Origin of the sequence: Arachnia rubra, from assembly GCF_019973735.1 — a bacterium.
GTDB classification, from domain to species: Bacteria; Actinomycetota; Actinomycetes; order Propionibacteriales; family Propionibacteriaceae; genus Arachnia; species Arachnia rubra.
Genome location: NZ_AP024463.1, coordinates 288,923 through 306,259 on the forward strand (window position 1 = coordinate 288,923; position 17,337 = coordinate 306,259).

Annotated in this window: 17 protein-coding genes; 3 read left to right on the plus strand and 14 right to left on the minus strand. The window is 66.2% G+C overall.

Going from position 1 to position 17,337, the window contains the following annotated elements:
- Window positions 1–178 precede the first annotated feature (178 nt).
- Both SK1NUM_RS01200 and SK1NUM_RS01205 read left to right on the plus strand, forming a co-directional pair.
- Window positions 179–1,342, plus strand: coding sequence for a sensor histidine kinase (locus SK1NUM_RS01200; protein ID WP_212324292.1), 1,164 nt, complete (start codon window positions 179–181; stop codon window positions 1,340–1,342).
- Complete coding sequence (locus SK1NUM_RS01205) at window positions 1,335–1,982, plus strand: response regulator (protein WP_212324294.1); 648 nt, start codon at window positions 1,335–1,337, stop codon at window positions 1,980–1,982. Before SK1NUM_RS01200 ends, SK1NUM_RS01205 begins: the two co-directional genes overlap by 8 nt.
- Window positions 1,983–2,236: 254 nt before the next feature.
- On the opposite strand, the gene SK1NUM_RS01210 is transcribed toward SK1NUM_RS01205, so the two are convergent.
- The 8 genes from SK1NUM_RS01210 to SK1NUM_RS01245 form a co-directional block, all read right to left on the minus strand.
- Complete coding sequence (locus SK1NUM_RS01210; RefSeq protein ID WP_212324298.1) at window positions 2,237–3,142, minus strand: SPFH domain-containing protein; 906 nt, start codon at window positions 3,140–3,142, stop codon at window positions 2,237–2,239.
- A 326-nt stretch (window positions 3,143–3,468) separates the two neighbouring features.
- A complete protein-coding gene (locus SK1NUM_RS01215) occupies window positions 3,469–5,244 on the minus strand; it encodes a serine hydrolase domain-containing protein (protein ID WP_212324300.1) in 1,776 nt (591 codons plus the stop codon).
- Window positions 5,245–5,684: 440 nt separating this feature from the next.
- Complete coding sequence (locus SK1NUM_RS01220) at window positions 5,685–5,834, minus strand: hypothetical protein (protein WP_212324302.1); 150 nt, start codon at window positions 5,832–5,834, stop codon at window positions 5,685–5,687.
- A gap of 259 nt (window positions 5,835–6,093) precedes the next feature.
- The gene (locus SK1NUM_RS01225; RefSeq protein WP_212324304.1) at window positions 6,094–6,543 is read right to left on the minus strand and encodes a hypothetical protein; all 450 of its coding nucleotides are present in this window, start codon (window positions 6,541–6,543) and stop codon (window positions 6,094–6,096) included.
- A 258-nt stretch (window positions 6,544–6,801) separates the two neighbouring features.
- Window positions 6,802–7,665, minus strand: coding sequence for a sugar phosphate isomerase/epimerase family protein (locus SK1NUM_RS01230; RefSeq protein WP_212324306.1), 864 nt, complete (start codon window positions 7,663–7,665; stop codon window positions 6,802–6,804).
- Window positions 7,662–8,657, minus strand: coding sequence for an inositol 2-dehydrogenase (iolG, locus tag SK1NUM_RS01235; protein WP_212324308.1), 996 nt, complete (start codon window positions 8,655–8,657; stop codon window positions 7,662–7,664). Before iolG ends, SK1NUM_RS01230 begins: the two co-directional genes overlap by 4 nt.
- 171 nt (window positions 8,658–8,828) lie before the next feature.
- The gene (locus tag SK1NUM_RS01240; protein ID WP_212324310.1) at window positions 8,829–9,908 is read right to left on the minus strand and encodes a transaldolase family protein; all 1,080 of its coding nucleotides are present in this window, start codon (window positions 9,906–9,908) and stop codon (window positions 8,829–8,831) included.
- Window positions 9,909–10,026: 118 nt separating this feature from the next.
- Window positions 10,027–10,695 (minus strand): response regulator transcription factor, encoded by a 669-nt coding sequence (locus SK1NUM_RS01245; RefSeq protein ID WP_212324312.1) that lies wholly within the window; start codon window positions 10,693–10,695, stop codon window positions 10,027–10,029.
- 210 nt (window positions 10,696–10,905) lie between these two features.
- Here SK1NUM_RS01245 and SK1NUM_RS01250 point away from each other — a divergent pair, with 210 nt between their 5' ends.
- Complete coding sequence (locus SK1NUM_RS01250) at window positions 10,906–12,252, plus strand: sensor histidine kinase (RefSeq protein WP_212324314.1); 1,347 nt, start codon at window positions 10,906–10,908, stop codon at window positions 12,250–12,252.
- Window positions 12,253–12,394: 142 nt separating this feature from the next.
- On the opposite strand, the gene SK1NUM_RS01255 is transcribed toward SK1NUM_RS01250, so the two are convergent.
- The 6 genes from SK1NUM_RS01255 to SK1NUM_RS01280 all read right to left on the minus strand — a co-directional run bounded on the left by SK1NUM_RS01255 (window position 12,395) and on the right by SK1NUM_RS01280 (window position 17,155).
- Complete coding sequence (locus tag SK1NUM_RS01255) at window positions 12,395–13,078, minus strand: response regulator (protein WP_212324316.1); 684 nt, start codon at window positions 13,076–13,078, stop codon at window positions 12,395–12,397.
- Between the two features lie 22 nt (window positions 13,079–13,100).
- Window positions 13,101–13,892, minus strand: coding sequence for an ABC transporter permease (locus SK1NUM_RS01260; RefSeq protein WP_212324318.1), 792 nt, complete (start codon window positions 13,890–13,892; stop codon window positions 13,101–13,103).
- Window positions 13,889–14,659 carry an ABC transporter permease gene (locus SK1NUM_RS01265; protein WP_212324320.1) on the minus strand — a complete coding sequence of 257 codons (771 nt, stop codon included), beginning with the start codon at window positions 14,657–14,659 and terminating at the stop codon, window positions 13,889–13,891. Before SK1NUM_RS01265 ends, SK1NUM_RS01260 begins: the two co-directional genes overlap by 4 nt.
- Window positions 14,656–15,585 carry an ABC transporter ATP-binding protein gene (locus tag SK1NUM_RS01270; RefSeq protein WP_223927709.1) on the minus strand — a complete coding sequence of 310 codons (930 nt, stop codon included), beginning with the start codon at window positions 15,583–15,585 and terminating at the stop codon, window positions 14,656–14,658. The genes SK1NUM_RS01265 and SK1NUM_RS01270 overlap by 4 nt, the downstream gene beginning before the upstream one ends.
- A 74-nt stretch (window positions 15,586–15,659) precedes the next feature.
- Window positions 15,660–16,934, minus strand: coding sequence for a sensor histidine kinase (locus SK1NUM_RS01275; protein WP_212324324.1), 1,275 nt, complete (start codon window positions 16,932–16,934; stop codon window positions 15,660–15,662).
- A 47-nt stretch (window positions 16,935–16,981) separates the two neighbouring features.
- Window positions 16,982–17,155 (minus strand): hypothetical protein, encoded by a 174-nt coding sequence (locus tag SK1NUM_RS01280; protein WP_212324326.1) that lies wholly within the window; start codon window positions 17,153–17,155, stop codon window positions 16,982–16,984.
- Window positions 17,156–17,337 lie beyond the last annotated feature (182 nt).

A 17,337-nucleotide genomic window follows, 5' to 3' on the forward strand; every position in this document is an offset into this window, starting at 1 on the left:
GCCATCCGGGGGAGCAGGAATCCGCCGAGGGACGGGGTGAACCCTGAGTAGGGCCGTGGCTGGGCTTCCTGGGCCTGGACTGCTGCCGTGGTTGCTACCCAGGCCTCGCCGATGGAATGACGCCGGGCTCCCCCAGATGGCGGATGCGTGCTTCTGAAATGTGGGTAGAGTCCAGCGCGTGAACTCCCCCGACCCGACGCAGCGCATCCTGTGGATGCTCTGGGGTTGCACTGCGGCCCTGACCGCGGCCTTCATGTCTTTCATACCGTTCTTGTCCGATGTGGGCCTTCGAACCCCTCACGTTGAACAGGCATGGTGGCAAGCCCTATTGCTCTGGGTATATGTGGCCGCCCCGGTCATTGCGCAGTTCCTGCTGTTGCCCGCTTTCCGGCGGCGTGGCCTGGTGCTGTCCGCGGTCTGCCTGCTTCTCAGCGTGCTGTCTCCAGGTGGGTTCTTCCCGGCGGGGTTCATGGCGGGGGTGCTCCTCGGGATGCGCTTGAAGCTGTGGGCTCTGCCCATCGCGCTCGGGGTGCATGCCGCGGGGACGCTGCTCGGACTGGTTGTGGGCCAGTCCCCCCAGTGGTGGACGGATTGGCATACAGTGCTGCAAAACCTATTGACGTCTGTCGTGTACAACGTCACCGGGGTGCTGCTCGGCGTCCTGCTCACGAACCAGCAGGAGCTGGCTGAGGCCCGCGTCGCGCAGGCGCGTTCCCAGGAGCGGGCCCACCTCTCGCGTGAGATGCACGACTCTCTGGCCCAGCGCCTGTCGCTCATCTCCCTCCACGCTGCCGCCCTGGGCATCCGCCGCGACCTCGACGCCGAGCAGGTCGCCGACACTGCCGACACCGTTCGGACCATGGCTGCCGAGGCGGGCCGCGAGTTGCGCCAGATCCTCCACGTGCTCCACGACGACGGCTCCGGTGACCAGGCCGTCGTCACCTGGGAGGACATCACCCGCGCCGTCCAGCGGCAGCGCGACGCCGGGCTGGACGTCCACCTCGATGTCGGCCAGGAGTGGGCGCGGGCGTTCGACGAGGCTGATGTCGCCAGTCGTCACGCGGTTCTTCGCACCGTCGAGGAGGCGCTCAGCAACGCTCGCCGGCACGGTTCTGGAGGGTCGGCGGGGCTCAGCTTCACCGTGACCGGGACGACGCTGGTGGTCGACTGCGTCAACCCGTCCGCCCGGCGCGCCCGCCCGCGGCCTGGTCAGGGCCTGGGCTTGCCTGGCCTGCGGGAGCGGATGCGGCTGCTGGGTGGCCAGCTGCTGTTCGGCAGCGATGCGGGGCGGTTCACGCTCCGCGCGGAGCTTCCCGCCAGGAGGGAGTTCGCCCATGACTGACTGCATCCGTGTTGTCATTGCTGACGACCAGCCCCTCGTCCGCTCCGCGCTGCGCCTGATCCTGGAGGGCGACCCGGACGTGACCGTCCTGGGTGAGGCCGCCGATGGGCAGGGTGCCCTCGACGCGGCTCGTCGCCTCCGCCCCGACATCGTGCTGCTCGACCTCCACATGCCCGGCCGCGACGGGGTGTGGGCCAGCGAGCGGATCAGTGAGCTCGCGCCCGGCGTGAGGGTCTTGGTGCTGACGGCTTTCGACACTGACCGTCTCGTGTCCGCGGCCCTGCGGGCGGGTGCGGTCGGTTTCCTCCTCAAGGACAGCTCCTCGGAGCAGATCCTGGAGGCCGTCCACGACGCCGCGGACGGCGAGCGTCCGTTCTCCGCGGCGGTGCTGGATCAGCTGGTGGCGGCCACCGCTATGGCGGCTCCGTCGCGCCGGGTCCCGGACACCTTGACGACGCGGGAACGTGAGGTCGCGGTCCTGGTGGCGGAGGGCTTGGTGAACGGCGAGATCGCGGACCGCCTGGGGATTGGGTCGGCGACGGTCAAAACCCACGTCTCGGCCCTGCTGGAGAAGTTCCAGGTCAGGAACCGGGTGCAACTCGCGGTTGCGGTGGCCGAGTGCCAGCTGACGACCCCCTGATCCGGCACCGGCCTGGCAGTGAATGCCTGGTGAGGTCGCTACCCCCGACTTTGGGGGTCGGCCTGGGCGGCGTATGGGTGCGGCCTCGGTGGGGAGCCGGCCGGCGCGTTTTAGGGCGTCGCGGAGGAGGTATTCGATTTGTGCGTTGACCGACCTCAGGTCGTCGGCGGCCCAGCGTGACAGGGCCGAGTGCACGGATGGATCGAGCCGGAGCAGCAGCTGTTTGCGCTCCGGCCGGTCCGGTGATGTGGGGGTCACTGATACAGCGATCCTGCGTTGACTATGGGTGTTGCCCGCGAGTCGCCGCATAGCACGACCAGCAGGTTGGAGACCATGGCGGCGCGGCGCTCGTCGTCCAGGACCACGACGTCGGCGGCTTCCAGCTGGTTGAGCGCGTCCTGGACCATGGTGACCGCGCCCTCGACGATCTTCTCGCGGGCCGCGATGATGGCCGCGGCCTGCTGCCGCTGGAGCATCGCCTGGGCGATCTCGGAGGCGTAGGCCAGCGACGAGATCCGGGTCTCGACGACTCGCAGGCCGGCCAGCGCGATCCGCTCGGCGACCTCGTTGGCCATCTCCTGGGCGATCACCTCGGTGTCGCCGCGCAGCGTGATCTCGGTGTCCTGGTTGTCGTAGGGGTGGCTCATCGCGATGTGACGCAGCGCCGCCTCGGACTGGACGCGCACGAAGTCGATGTGGTCCTCGACGGCGTACTTCGCCTGCGCGGTGTCGGCGACCTGCCACACGACGATGGCGGCGATGTTGATGGGGTTGCCGTCGGCGTCGTTGACCTTCAGTTCGTGGGTCTCGAAGTTGCGGACCTTCACCGAGATCTTCTTTTTCACGCTGAAAGGCTTCACGAACCACAGGCCGGGCTTGCGGATGGTGCCGATGTAGGAGCCGAAGAACTCCAGCACCTTCGCGTCGCCAGGGCTGAGCATGCACAACCCGGAGGCGAGGACGGCCAGCGCAAGGGCGCCGATCCCGATGAGGATCGGCCCCAGGGGTAGGTTCTCGATGATGGACTGCTGGACGCCCAGGGCGATCAATCCGGCGGCCGCGACGATTCCCAGCAGGCCGACGGGAGCGGGCATGGTCCAGGCGCGGCGCTCATGCACGTCGACATCCGGGGTGGAGGGAAGCGGAACGTTGGTGGTCATGTCGAATCCTTCCTGATGATGTCAAAATGATATCAGATTTTTTAGGACGGGTGCCAGGGTGGCTATCCATACGACCGGACAGGCGACGCTGTGGAGAGCGGTTGAGCCGCTGGAATCCGGGTCATCTCGGCAGGGAGTAAAGCTCCTTGTCGAACGGCGTCAACGATCATCCGGCGCAGCCCTACACTGCAGATAGCCGGGTTTCTGCGCTGCACATAGTCGGGTGGGCCGGCTTGTTTCCGTCCTCCTGCGGGCGTTGATGACGCACCCCGCTGCGGGCGGCTCGTGCTGGAGAGCCGACCTGCGACGGGGTGCGCGGCAGGTGGTCAGAAGGTGACGTCGGGGTTGAGGATGTGGAAGCTGAGGACCATCCAGGTCACCGCCCCGAGCGCGACCAGCAGGAGCGACGCGGCGATGATGCGGCGGATGCCGGCGCGGGTGCGGATGGCCTGCACCAGGTCGATGGCGGCGGGGACGGTGCCGAAGATACCCAGCAGCGTCACGGCCTGGATTCCGTGCAGCGCCAGTGGAGCCACCGATGTCGCGTTGCTCATCAGCGACATGGCGGCGACGACCCAGGCAGCGATTGCCGCGAGTGTCAGTCCTGCCCCGATCCGAGCGAGTCGCGCTGGCCAGGTCAGGGGGACGCTGGGTGCAGTCTCGCCCTTGCGTTTCGCCTGCCAGCGCCGGATGGCCCCAGCCGGCCAGGCGACCAGGAACAGCACCAGCACTGCTGTCGCGATGACCATCACCGGCAGGAAGGCCTTCTGGGCCGGGGTGACGGGGAGCATGCTGAAGGCGGGCGTCGCTCCGATGCGCACGACTGTGCCGTTCTCCACCTGAGCAGTGATGGTGTTGGAGCCATCAACCGCACGCCACACCCAGGGCGCGATCTCCTCATACTCAGTCACGGATCCTCCCCGCCCGAGCAGCAGGTTCCCGTTGCCGAGGGACGTCAGAGTGCCCCAGCCCGGGGGCAGCGCATTCATGACGCTGAAAAAGGTGGTGAGGAAGGTCCGGGCTGAGAAATAGGTACCGGCCACCTGCTGCGCGTGCTGCCGGGACTCGTCGACGGTGGGCTTCTCTCCGGGGGTGGGCGCGGTGCCGGGATGGTAGCGGTCGGAGAAGTCTCGCATGAGATCGCTGCGCAGCGCTACGGCCATGTCCTTGCCGCTTCCATTGACGGCGATGAAGATGCCGTTCCCGTCGCCCGGGTAGACCTCCAGGTCGGCGTGGAAGTGGCTGCTGAGGTCGCCGCCGTGGCCGACGATTTGATGGCCGTTGCGGTTCTCGTCGAAGAAGCCGAGCCCCATCTGCTTGCCCTTCGCGAGGGTGCCGAGCTGGTCTGTGGTGAGCGCTGGGCTGAACATCTGCTGCCAGGTGCTCTCCTGCAGCAGGGGGCTGCCCTGGGACTGGCCCAGCAGGGCGAGCATGAACCGTCCCGCGTCGGCTCCGGAGGTGGTCATCGCCCCGTCCGGGGAGTCGGCCATGATCTCAAAGGGATGCGCTGTGCTGCCATTGGACTGGTATCCGTTGGCCATCCGGTCGGTGAGGTGCGCCGGTAGCGGCTGCTCGTAGGTGGAGGAGTCCATACCCGCGGGGGCGAAGACGTGGTCGCGGATGTAGTCCTCGAACCTCTCGCCGCTGACCTGCTGGACGATGTATCCGGCCAGGGACATGCCGTAGTTGGAGTAGGCGGGGGTGGTGCCGGGCGCATAGATCTGCGTCGGCGGATCCTGCAGAATGTATGACTCCAGTTCGGAGTCTTGTGTTGCGATTCCAACATGCTCCTCGAATCCGGCGGTGTGGGTCAGGAGATTCCGCAGGGTGATATCGCCGGGGAAGCGGCGTTGGATGTTGACGTCGACGTAGGTGCTGATGTCGGCGTCCAGATTGAGCTTGCCCTGTTCGACGAGCTGCATGACGGCGATGCTGGTGGGCAGCTTCGACACCGAGCCGACGCGGAAGAGGGCGTCGGCATCCACCAGGCGCGGCTCCTCGCCGTCGGCCCCGGTCTTGGCGTATCCGTAGCTTCTCGTCGTGAGGATCTGGCCGTCATGCACCACCGTGACGACCGCCCCTGGGATCTCGCCCCGGTTCAAGGCATCGGGGAGTTTCCCGTCCAGCCAGGTGTTGACGTCCTCTGCTGTGAGTTGGTGCTGTCCCTCAGGCTCTGCAATGTGTGGTCCAGGGCGCTGGGGGGGGGGAGGAGCAGGCGCTGAGGACCGCGACCATCAGCACCGCCAGCAACGCGACGGCTCGCCTGATGATGTGGTGCGCGTTCCACCCGCCCTGGGCGGTCGCAGGGAGCGGTTGTGACATGGGAGGTTTCCTTCCGGAGGCCGAGACGGACTCTCCAAGCCTTTCGGGAACCGTGACGGAAAGCATTGGGGTTAACCCCCAAATCAGGTGGGGATAACCCTACTTTTCCCTGATGCCAGCACCCCTGCGCGGGCAGCTGGCGATGAAACCCGGTGCCGCAGTCGAGAGGCTTCGCCGACAGACCGTCTCCTCGCCACCACGCCAGCCGTGTCGTTCGACCTCACAGGCCCAGTAGAGCCAGGGGAACCACGGCGATCCCGTCGTTGCGCCGGTAAGCCGTCGGGCCGGTGGTGATGACGACGAGATCCCGGACCTGGTCGCCGAGCTGGTCACGCAGCCAGAGCAGGTGGCGCACGTCCTTGCCTGACACGGATGCCGAGAGTTTCACCTCGATACCGACCAAGCGGTTCCCGCGGCCCTCGACGCATTGAGGTCTCGGTTGTGCCCATAATTGACCCGTTTAGGACGATGGCTGTCAGCTCGGGAAGTAGCTCGTCCAAGTCCTTGTTGACAAGGCTTTTCGTTCGCTCCGTGGCTGAAATGCTACCGATTTGTAGGTTAAAATGCTACCGTTTTGCGGGTCAGGCTGTCTCAAAATTCCTGGTCTGGACTGCTGTTTCGCCCCGGGGTCAGGAGCCGGTGCCAGGGGTGAGGACGTGGAAGCTGAGGGTCGCCCAGGCGATGCCCCCGAGGGCGATGAGCAGGAGTGCCGAGCCGATGATGCTCCGGGCGCCAGCGCGGGTGCGGATGGCCCGCACCAGGTCGAGGGTGGCCGGGATGGTGCCGAGGATGCCCAGCAGTGCCAGGACCTGCACCCCGCGCAGCGTCAGTGAGCCCAGCGGCGCCGGTTCGGCGATCATCAGGGACGTGAGGCCGTCCCCCCAGCCGTTGAGCGCGGTGATCGCCAGCTCTGCCCCGGTCCTGACGAGCCGTCCCAGCCACTCCAGCAGGACGCTGGCTGCACAGCAGACGCCGAGGACCACCACCAGCACCGCCGCCGGCACGACACCTTGTCTGACGATGCGGTGTGGGCTCCACTTCGTGCCCTGGGTGGCCGGCGCAGGCAGTGGGTGCGGCATGGGAGACGGTCCTTCCGGGAAGCCAAGCTGGACACTCCAAGCCTCACCGAAATCACAGCGGAAAGCAGTGGGGCTACCCTCCTTTCGGGGTAGGGCTAGCACTACCTTTTTGATTGCAGGTAACCGTAAAAGATGGTATCAGCGGCACATCCGGCGTCCGTGCCGCGACGGTGCGCACACAGCATCAGAACCTGCGCGACGTGAGAAATCCTGGGCAGGCCGGGATCCGGCCCGCCCAGGATAGTGGGTTCTCTGGGGTCAGCTTGCTAGGGCTTGTAGTGCTTCGTAGGATTTGCGGGCGTTGTGGATGGGGCCTTCGCCGGGGGCGGGGTCTTGGTCGAGCATAATGTCTTGCTCAAGCACCCAGTAGCCGTCGAATCCGGCCTCCTTGAGCAGGCCGGCGATGGTGGTGAAGTCGACGTCGCCGTCCCCGATGGGCGCGAACATCTCGGCTTTGATGCCTTGACTCCAGGTGAGTTCCCCGGTGAGGAGCTTGTCGGTGAGGTCTTTGTGGACGTCTTTGGCGTGCACGATCGCGACTCGTTTGGGGTGGCGGCGGACGATGTCCACCGGGTCGGCTCCGCCGGCCATCAGGTGGCCGGTGTCCAGGCATAGTCCGACGGAGGTTTCGTCCAGGATGCGTTCGACCTCGTCGGCGTTCTGGATCATGGTGCCCCAGTGCGGGTGCACGCATGCCGTGACACCGGCCTCGGCGCACACCTCGGCGATCCGGTCGAGGTTGCGGTAGAGCGTTGCCCAGCCCTGTTCGTCGAGGACAGGGCGGTCGTCGTAGCCGTCGCGACCCGAGTCGCAGGCCAGCACCAGCACCGACCCGCCCGCGACGCGGAACGCCTCCAGCTCTGCCTTCACGGCGGGGATCGGGTCGTGGCCGGGGTCGTGCATCACGGCCAGGAAGAATGCGCCGACGGGGGTCAGGCCGTGGGCCTTCACCGCGGCCGCGCGGGCCTCGGGCTCGACCGGCAGCCAGCCCTGCGGGCCGAACTCCGTTGCCGTCAGCCCCAGCTGCACCATCTCCGACAGCACCCGGTCGGGGCTCATCTGGAAGCCCCACCCCGGTACCTCACACACGCCCCACGAGATCGGGGCCCCAGCGATTCTCACTTCTCAACCTCCACAGTCTGTCCCGTCCGGGCGGAGCGTTCCGCCGCCTCCGCCAGCACCAGCGCCGCGACCCCGTCCTCGACGGTCGGCGTCACCGGCGAGCCGTTGTTCACGGCGTCGATGAACGCCGTCAGCTCGTCGCGGTAGGCGTCGGCGTAGCGCTCCAGGAAGAAGTCCAGGTAGACCTCCTGCGCCGCCGATCCGCTGGCGTCGTTGATCACCAGCGACGTGGAGCGCAGGTTCTCGGCCACCAGCTCGCCCTCAGAACCGAACACCTCGACCTTCTGGTCGTAGCCGGAGGCGCAGTGACGGGTGTTCTTGATGATCGCGACGGAACCGTCCTTCGCGCGCAGCGTCGTCACCGCGCCGTCGAAGTCGTCGACCTTTGCCAGCGCCGGGTCGAGCTTCTGCCCGACGGCGTTGACCGCGACGATCTCGCCCAGGAAGAAGCGGGCCTCGTCGAAGTCATGGATGGTCATGTCCTTGAACACGCCCCCCGACTGCGCCAGGTACTCCGCCGACGGCGGCGCTGGGTCGCGTGAGACGATCGTGAGCTGCTCCACCCGGCCGATCCGGCCCTCAGCCGCGAGCCGCTGCGCCTTGGCGATCGACGGGTCGTAGCGGCGCTGGAACCCGACCATCACCGGCGGGTGCTCGAGGGTCGCGAGCTCGTCCGCCAGGGCGCGGGCCGCCTCGACGGACGACGCGACAGGCTTCTCGACCAGCGCGGCCTTGCCGGCGCGGGCGGCTGCCAGGACGTGTTCGGCGTGCAGGGGGGTGGGGGAGCCGATCACCACCGCGTCGACATCGTCGGAGGAGAATGCCTCGGCGGCGTCGGCGGAGGCGCGTGCCCCGAGCGGCCCGGCGAGGGCCTGGGCGGCGTCGATGTCGGGGTCGCAGACCAGCACGAGCTGGGCCTGGGGATGGGCGGCGACGGTGGCCGCATGGACTTTGCCGATGCGGCCCGCACCGATCACTGCGATACGCAGCATGTGGTTTCCTTCCTGGAATGGTGGACCGCGACGAGAGGGCACCGGTGTGCTGGCCTTGTCGACGGTTTGCTGGCCCTATTCGCGTTTGCCTGTGCTGTGAGGCCAGCAAACGCGCACAAGGCCAGCAAAACCATAAGGCCAGCGCACCGTGCTCCGGCGCGGGGGCTGGGGTCAGGGAGCGGGGACGATGATGTCGCGCACCAGGGCGTCGAGGTCGGCGTCGGCGGCCAGGAACTGGCGCAGCGTCTTGCGGGTCGGGCCGTACTCCTCGAACTCCTCGACGGTCATGCCGTCGGGCTCGTAGGCGCGGCGGAAGTCCTCGATCCGCTCCAGCTCGGCGATGTACTCCGGCTTGACCGGGTCGGCGATCCGCTCCCGCGTGACGTAGTCGGACTCGGCGATGATCTGCTGCCACTTGAACGGCGGGGAGACCACCACATCGCCGCCGACGAACTCGGCCCACTGGTTGACGTTGCGGAAGGCCGCGGCCAGCACCCGGGCGTGGTAGCCGCGCTCCTGGAAGATCTCGTAGGCGCGTTTCATTGCGGCGATGCCCGCCCACTCCAGGGCCGACGAGTCGATGAAGATGCCGTCGCGGGCGACGACGTGCTTCAGCCAGTCGTCGAGCCGCCCGACCATGATCGTGACGACCGGGCCCATCTCGGAGACGTCATGCCCGTCGGCCTCGCGAGCCTTCAGGCCGCGTTCGATGGCCTCGGCGGCCTGGATGGCCTGCGGCACGGAGAAGGAGACGGTCACGTTGATGGACACGCCGCGGCGGGTGGCGTCCTCGATGGCCTCCAGCCCGGTCTTCGTCGCGGGGATCTTCACCACGATGTTGCGGGCCAGGTTGTGGAACTCCTCGGCCTGGTCGGCGAGCTTCTTCGCGTCGCGGTGGAAGCGGGGGTCGGTCTGCACCGACAGGCGGCCGTTGCGGCCCTTGTGCTCGTCGAAGACGGGTTCGAGGAGCTTCGCGGCCTCCTGGGACATGTCCTTGACGGCCTGCCAGCCGATCTCCGACTCACCCCACGTCGGGTGGGTGTCGGCGATGGCCTGGATGCGGGGGGCCCACACGTCGAGGTGCTTCTTGATGGTGGTGTAGGCGATCACCGGGTTGCAGGTGGCTCCGACGCCGCCGTAGGAGATGGACTGGCGCAGTTCGTCCAGGTCGGACGAGTCGTTCCAGAGCGCCGTCGGGGTGTTCCGGGCGGCGTCCAGGAGCGGTCCGGGTGTGTATTCGATGTCAGTCATAGACTTCGGGCTCCTTCGTCGTCTTGCGGCAGCGTCATCGCCGTCGTCGGACCAAGTCAACCCCAATGGCAAGGTCAAGTCAAGCGCTTGTAATAACAAATAGTCGGCCGGCTGGAAGTCAGCGGGACGCGGGGTTGGGGTCGGAGGCCTCCAGGTACTGCAGGACGGCGATGACGCGCCGGTTGTCGTCCTCGGAGGGAGTCAGGCGGAGCTTCCCGAACAGGCTGTTGACGTTCTTGGCGACGGCCTTCTCCGTGACGAACATCGCCTTGGCGATCGCGGCGTTCGTCTTGCCCTCGGCCATGTGGGACAGCGTCTCCAGCTCCCGCGGGGTGAGCCGGTCGAGCGGCGGCTGGCCCGTGCGCTTCCCCATGATCCGGGAGACGACCTCCGGGTCGAGGCAGGTGCCCCCAGCCGCCACCTGCTGCATGGCGCCGAAGAAGTGCTCGGTGTTGAGCACGCGGTCCTTCAGCAGGTACCCGACCCCGCCGCGCCGGTCCTCCATGAGCTCGCGGGCGTAGAGGGTCTCGACGTACTGCGAGAGCACCAGCACCGGTAGGCCCGGACGCTGCCGCCGCGCATCAATCGCCACGCGCAGTCCCTCGTCGGTGAACGTCGGTGGCAGGCGCACGTCGACGACGGCGACGTCGAGGTCCTCGGTCAGCAACGCCCGACGCAGCTCGGGTCCGGTCTGCGCCGTCGCCACGATCTCGCATCCCAGGGCCTGCAGCATGCGGCTCAGGCCATCGCGCAGCAGGAACTGGTCCTCGGCAATCAGCACGCGCATGGTTCCACCTCTCTCGCATCTCCGCCGGTTTCTCGTTTTCCCACCGGTCTCTGCCTCACTGGTCTCTGCTTCCCCAGCGCTGAGTCTGCCAGCTCGTCGCCGTCCCCGGTGCGCCATTGCACCCTGGCGCGGAAAAGGTGGTCTTTTCACCACTGTGTTCCCGCTATCGTCTCAGCAGGATGGGAGGCACAGAAAATGTGAGGAGACAAGATGAACACCACAACCCCCGACGTCGTGAACACCCCGGCGTCTGATGCCCCGCGTCCCCGACGATTCTCGATCGGACGGCTAGTCGGCTCCAGCCTGCAGGCTGTCGGTCGTTTCCTGCAGCTGCTGGTGATGTGGCCGCTGGAGGTTGCCACGCTGCTGCTGGTGTGCGTCACATTCTCCTCCATGGCCTTGGGGGTCGGGGTCCTGCTGGTGCCGGTGGCGGTGGGCGTGCTGCGCTGGGTGGCCACCTTGAAGCGGCGTCGCGTCGGCACGTGGTCGGGGAGCCCGGTCGAGTCGCCCTACCTGCCCCTATCGCCGCTGAAACCAGGCTTCAGGGGCATGACCGACAGGACGTGGGCTCTGCTCAAGGACCCCAGCACCTGGCGTGACATCGCCTGGCTGTTCATGGATTACGTGGTCAGCGCCTTTCTCAGCATCCTCGTCCTGGGTTTCTTGCTGATCGGCCTCATCCCCTTGGGTGCGGTTCTTCTGGGAGATGCTGCTGTGGAGAGTTTGAAGGGCGTGGCTTTTGGTGGTGTGGGTGTCGAGGGCGCATCCTTCAGCATCACCTTCCAGGACGACCCGATCCTTGCGGCCATCGTCAGTCTGCTGGTGATGCTGCCCGTCACGCTGGTCTGTGCACCCAGGCTGCTGAGGGTGTACAACCGGTTTGCCCGGTGGGCGCTAGGGCCGAATAAACGCACCCGGCTCGCCGCCCGGATGCAGCAGCTGTCCCGCACCCGGCAGGAGACCCTCGAATCGTCGGCCGCTGAGCTGCGGCGTCTCGAACGCGACCTCCACGACGGTACCCAGGGCCGCCTGGTCGCGATGGGCATGACCATCAGCACCGCCCAGGCACTGATGCGCACCGACCCGCAGGCCGCGGAGGCGTTGCTGTCCGAGGCCAAGGACGCCTCCAGCAAGGCGCTGGGCGAGCTGCGGGACCTCGTGCGCGGCATCCATCCGCCGGTGCTGGCCGACCGTGGACTGGCCGACGCCGTCCGGGCCCTGGCGGCGGACTGCGTGCTGCCGGTCAGGGTGAGCGCCGACATTCCCGCACGATGCGACCTGGCGGTCGAGTCGGCGGCCTATTTCGCGGTCTCCGAGCTGCTGACCAATGTGGTCAAGCACGCGCAGGCCAGCCGGATTGACGTCGATATGTGGGTCGCGGCGGGGGAGCTGCGGGCCAGCGTGACCGACGATGGTCGCGGCGGGGCCGATCCTGGCGCAGGCAGCGGGCTGCGCGGGATCGAACGCCGGCTGGCGGCGTTCGACGGCGTCCTCACGGTCAACAGCCCGGCCGGCGGCCCGACGGCCGTCAGCTTCACCATGCCGCTCAGCTCCTGACGGCAGGGTCCGTATCGCTGGCACAGCCGGGACAACACCGGCCAAGAGACTCCGCCGGCCGTGGCCGGCGGAGCTGGTGCCCGTCCAGGCGTCATGCTGGCCTGCGGATCGCGCGTCGGCGCGCGATCCAGTGCGCTGTTGCTCAGCCCTCGATGGAGAGCCGGGGACTGACGATGCCCAGCTCGAATCCGCGGATCAGGGCTTGGAGCCGGTCGCGAACGCCGAGTTTCATACAGGCGTTGGCCAGGTAGGCCTTGACGGAGCCCTCGGAGATGTACATCTCCTTGGCGATCTCACGGTTGCTGAGTCCCCGTCCCAGGAATTGCAGGACGGAGATCTCGCGGGGAGCCAGGCCCACCTCCGTCGCGGCCGACCCGGAGACGACCTCCGGGTCGTGGGCGCCGCCGATCACCTGCCGGGCCAGAAGGCGTACGACGCCGGGGGACAGCGGCAGGTTGTCGTCCATCGCCGTCTTGATCGCGGTGAGGATCTCCTCCGGCTGGGCGTCCTTGACCAGATACCCGGAGGCCCCGGCGCGCAAGGCCGGGACGACGTAGTCGAGGGTGGAGAAGGTGGTGAGCGCGACCACCCGGGTACCAGGCAGTTCGTCGGTGATCTTGTGGGTTGCGTCGATGCCGTTCATTCGCGGCATCTTCAGGTCCATCAGCACGAGGTCCGGTTTGAGGGCGTGTGCCTGCTCGATCGCGGCCTCCCCGTCCTCGGCGGTTCCCACCACGACAACACCGTCCTCGTTGTCGAGGAACGTCCGCAGAGCGTGGAGCATGAGCGGCTGATCATCGACAACGAGGACGGTGATGTCTGTCATGTAACGGGATATTACCTCCTCATCACCATTCACGGCGGCGAACCCGGGATCTCATGATCCAGGCGCTCAGTGCCACCCAGATGAGCGAGATGAAAGCGGTGGCTGCCATGCTGCCGATGGAGGCGAACTCGTCTCCCGCAGCTCGCGCCCCCAGCCCATAGGTGATCAGGGCGAAGGGATAGGCTGCCGCCAGGGGTGGTGCCGCGGCAGTCAGTCCCATGCCTATCATCGTGGCTCCCAGAGCCGCTGATGCGATGGCGGCGAAGGTACGGAGCCAGGTGCCGAGCATGAGGGTTACCGCGCCCACCGCCCAAGCCCCGAGAGCGCCGCACAATGCACGTGCTAGGTAGGGGCCAAGCTGGCTGGGGTCGAATCCCAGGAACAGCCCCGCTGCCACCGCGGTCACCAGATAGACGGCCATCCCTGTCAGTGCCAGCTCTAAGGCAACGAGCATCTTGCCTGAGACGGCAGTGCCGGCGCGGTCTATTGAGGCCAGCCGCTGCCAGCCCCGGGTCTGGTGCTCAAGGGCTCCAGCTTGGGCCAGGATGACGCCGTAGAGGATGGGCAGGAAGATGCTGGTGACGAGGATGGCGCCCTGTGCCCAGACGCCAAACCAGGTGAGTCCCTGCTCCTGCATGATGGCCAGGTTGCTGGTGTAGTTCCAGACTCCCAGCAGCTGGGCGAAGATGCTGAGGATCACGGCTCCTCCCAGGAACCAGGAGCGTCTTACCTTGGCGCGCTCGACCTTCCAGGCGGTCACAAGCCCGATGCGTTGCGCCGCCACTGGCCTTGCTGAGAATGTTGCGGCGGTCATGCGTTCTCCTCCTTGCGGATGACGAGCCAGGCCGACAGAGCAACCCACGCTAGGGCGATGATGCCGGCGAGGGCGACCATGAGGCCGGGGTTGGGAACTAGGGGAAAGTCGGGAGCGGATTGCGTCTCAGGGGTGATCAATGGGTAGGGGCTTCCTGCCACCAGCAAGCTCCAGGGCAGCAGCCAACCGAGCTGAGGGAGGTGCAGGAAAGGCAGAAATGAGGCGACCAGGGAACCGATGATACCTATGACCACGCTGCCAGCTGCATTGTCGATCAGATGACACAGCGCCAGCTGGACCGCGCTGATCGCAAGTGTGCTGATGAGGCCCAGGGCCGCGACCAGCCAGAAGGTGGAATCGTACGAACCCGCCTCCAATAGACCAGCTCTGTACCCAATCGTGATGCTGACTGCGAACATCGCCATGCTGAGGATGAACCCCATCCCTGTCAAGAGTGCGAGTTTCAGCATGAATTGGCGTTTGGCTGACTGCCCCAGGGCCCGGAAGAGCTGGCCCATGCGGCCATCCTGGTCGACCCCCGCCACCCGTGTGGCCAAGAACGCTATGGTGGGGCCGAGCAGCACGGTCAGGAAATTCAGGTAGTCATACAGCGCAGCAGTCTGAAGGGTACGGATCCCTTGTGCCTTGGAGGCTTGGGTTGCTACGGCACTCCCCAGCCACAGTATTTCCACAGCCCCCAGCCCCAATAGCAGGAAGGGCAGCCGACTACGATGATGCTTTCGAATCTCCAGTGCGAGGGTGCTCATGCTCGGGACCTCCTGCCTCGCTTTGGTTGCTCGGCCATCACCACCGGGGTCTCGGTCAGTTCCAGGAAGGCCTCCTCAAGGCTCTTGCGCTGCAACTCGACCCGGGCGATGCGCACACCGGCTCCGACGAGCCGGGCGACCGCATCGGCAATGAGATCGTCCTGCATGGGTGGGAGGAAGATTTCGTTGCCCACTGTTTCAGGGCGCAGACCCAGGCTTTCCAGGTGAGCCATCGCCGTATTCACCGGCGAGACCTTCATCACGAGGCGTCCTTGATCCCTGAGACCGGCTAGCGTGCCCTGGTACCGGAGATGGCCCGCCTGGATGATGCCGACAACATCGGCCATCTGCTCGATCTCTGACAGCAGATGTGAGGAGACCATGATCGTGATGCCGCGCTCGTGGGCGAGCTGTGTGATCAGGCCACGGATCTCCGCCACGCCCGCCGGGTCCAGACCGTTGGTCGGCTCGTCGAGCAGCAGCAGCTCGGGGTCGGAGATCAGAGCCATCGCGATCCCCAGACGCTGCTTCATCCCCAGGGAGTACTGGCGGGCTTTCTTCTTGGCTGCGTCCGTGAGTCCGACGATGTGGAGAGTCCTATCGACGGACTCACGGTCGCAGGACAGGTAGTCGGCTACCAGGCGTAGGTTCTCGGCTCCCGTCAGGTGCGGATAGAACGCCGGCCCCTCGATCAGGGAGCCGATCCGGGGAAGGATGTCGCCCCGGTTCGCGCGGAGGTCGCGGCCGAAGATGCGGACCTCGCCGCTGGTCGGCTTCGCCAGCCCGAGCAGCATCTTCATGGTCGTGGACTTCCCTGCCCCGTTGGGGCCGAGGAACCCGTAGACCCCGCCCTGTGGAATGGCCAGGTCGACGTGGTCGACGACCGTCTGGCTCCCGTATCGCTTCGTAACACCGCGGGTTTCCACGGCCCACTGTCTGACTGGCGGGGGTGTTAAAGGCTGGGTGGCCATGGGAGGCTGAATGGTTGCTGCAAGCATGTTCACTGTGTCCTTTCTTCTGACTGCTTGGGAAGTTTGGTTTCGTGTGGTTCGGGCGCATCGGGCCAGGAAGGCCGGTTGGCCTGGTGAACCGGAAGGTGTGCCTCGACGACCCATTCCTCACCCTGTCTCCCGGCCTGGTAGCTGCCGCCGACCGCCAAGACCCTCTCTCGCAGTGAGGTGAGGCCATAACTGGTGGAAGATGAACGTTCGAGGGGCTTGACGCGGTTGTTGACGATCCTGACCTCCACCTCGGTCGGCTGGAGCGACAGGGAAATGGTGCAGGTGGCGTCGTGGTGGGCATGCTTGATGATGTTGGTCACCGACTCCTGCACAATGCGGGTGCTGGTGGTCTTCGTCGAGAGGGGCAGCGACTCGATGCGCGGATCTACCGATGCCTTCGCCACCTGGAACCCCAGTCTGGTAAGAGAATCGACGTGGTGTTCCACCTGCTCTTGGAGACTCGGGCCGGTGACGACCTGGCTCGACAGCGGGCGGGGACCATTCTCCTCATCGGTCCGCAGCACGTCCAGGAGCGCCCTCAACTCATTCAGAGCCTCACGTGCCGAATCGTCGATGATGCCGAGGGTCTCGCGCAGCTCGACCGGGTCCTGGGAGTGGCGCCGGGACATTACCTGCATCGTGATGACGGTGATGTGGTGAGCCACCACGTCATGGAGCTCCCGGGCAAGGTCTTGGCGCTCCTCACGGCGAATCTGCTCCGCCTGGGCCTCGGCCTCCCGTAGTTGGGCCTGCGTCTTCGCAGTCCGGATCACCAAGTATCGCAGGGCCAGACCAATGAGGCAGCTGGCCAGGATGACCCAGAAGGTCACCCACCAGAACGCTCCTGGTTCCATCTGCTGAACAATTATTGTGTCCCCGCGCCAGGCGACGAGGGTGGCCCAGATGGCGGTCAGGGCGCAGTGGGTGATAATGAGAGTTTTTTTGCACAGGGTGCTTGTTACCAGGGCGATCATCGCGATCGGGATAAGAAGGAAGAGGGGACGAAAGCTGATGAAGCTGGTGTACATGGCCAGAGTGACCAGAATGATTGAGACGCGAGCTGAGAAGAGCGAGACCGCAGCCGCTAGATAGCTGAGGATCACCTCGGCTAGGAACCAGGCCACTGACGAATCGAGAGGATGAGTTCGAAGGGTGATGTTGATATCGCTCACCAATCCCGCTGTTCCCCAGAGGAGCAGACCGAACTGGAGCCACCGGGGAACCCGGGCCATGTACTCGGCCCTGCCCCAGCCTTTCTGAATCTGCTCAAGCATGTCTCATTCCTCTCGATGAGTGTGTATGTGGCTTCGTGGTTCGGGTATCAGCCGCAGAACCCAGCGATGAAGCAGAACTGGCTAGGCTCCGCCCCGGTGGCCGATGTTGCGACGTCGTAGCCGACGGGCTCTTCGGACGCCCTCGCCGGGGTGGCGCTTGTGAACAGGACGGACATACACACCAGGGTTCCGGCGGCCATGGCCAGTAGGCGCTTGATCATCTCTCGATCTCCTTTGATTCTCGCCCCTTGGGCGGTTGCTTTGTTCTTGTCCTCAAGGCTAGGAGAGCGAGGCCCTGCGCCACAGTGGACCATTGACTAGCTTCCGGGCGTCTTTTAGCTGTCGCCAGAAGCAGGTCCCGCCTCGCCTTCCGTGATGAATGGGCAAGCAACCGGGTGCAGTC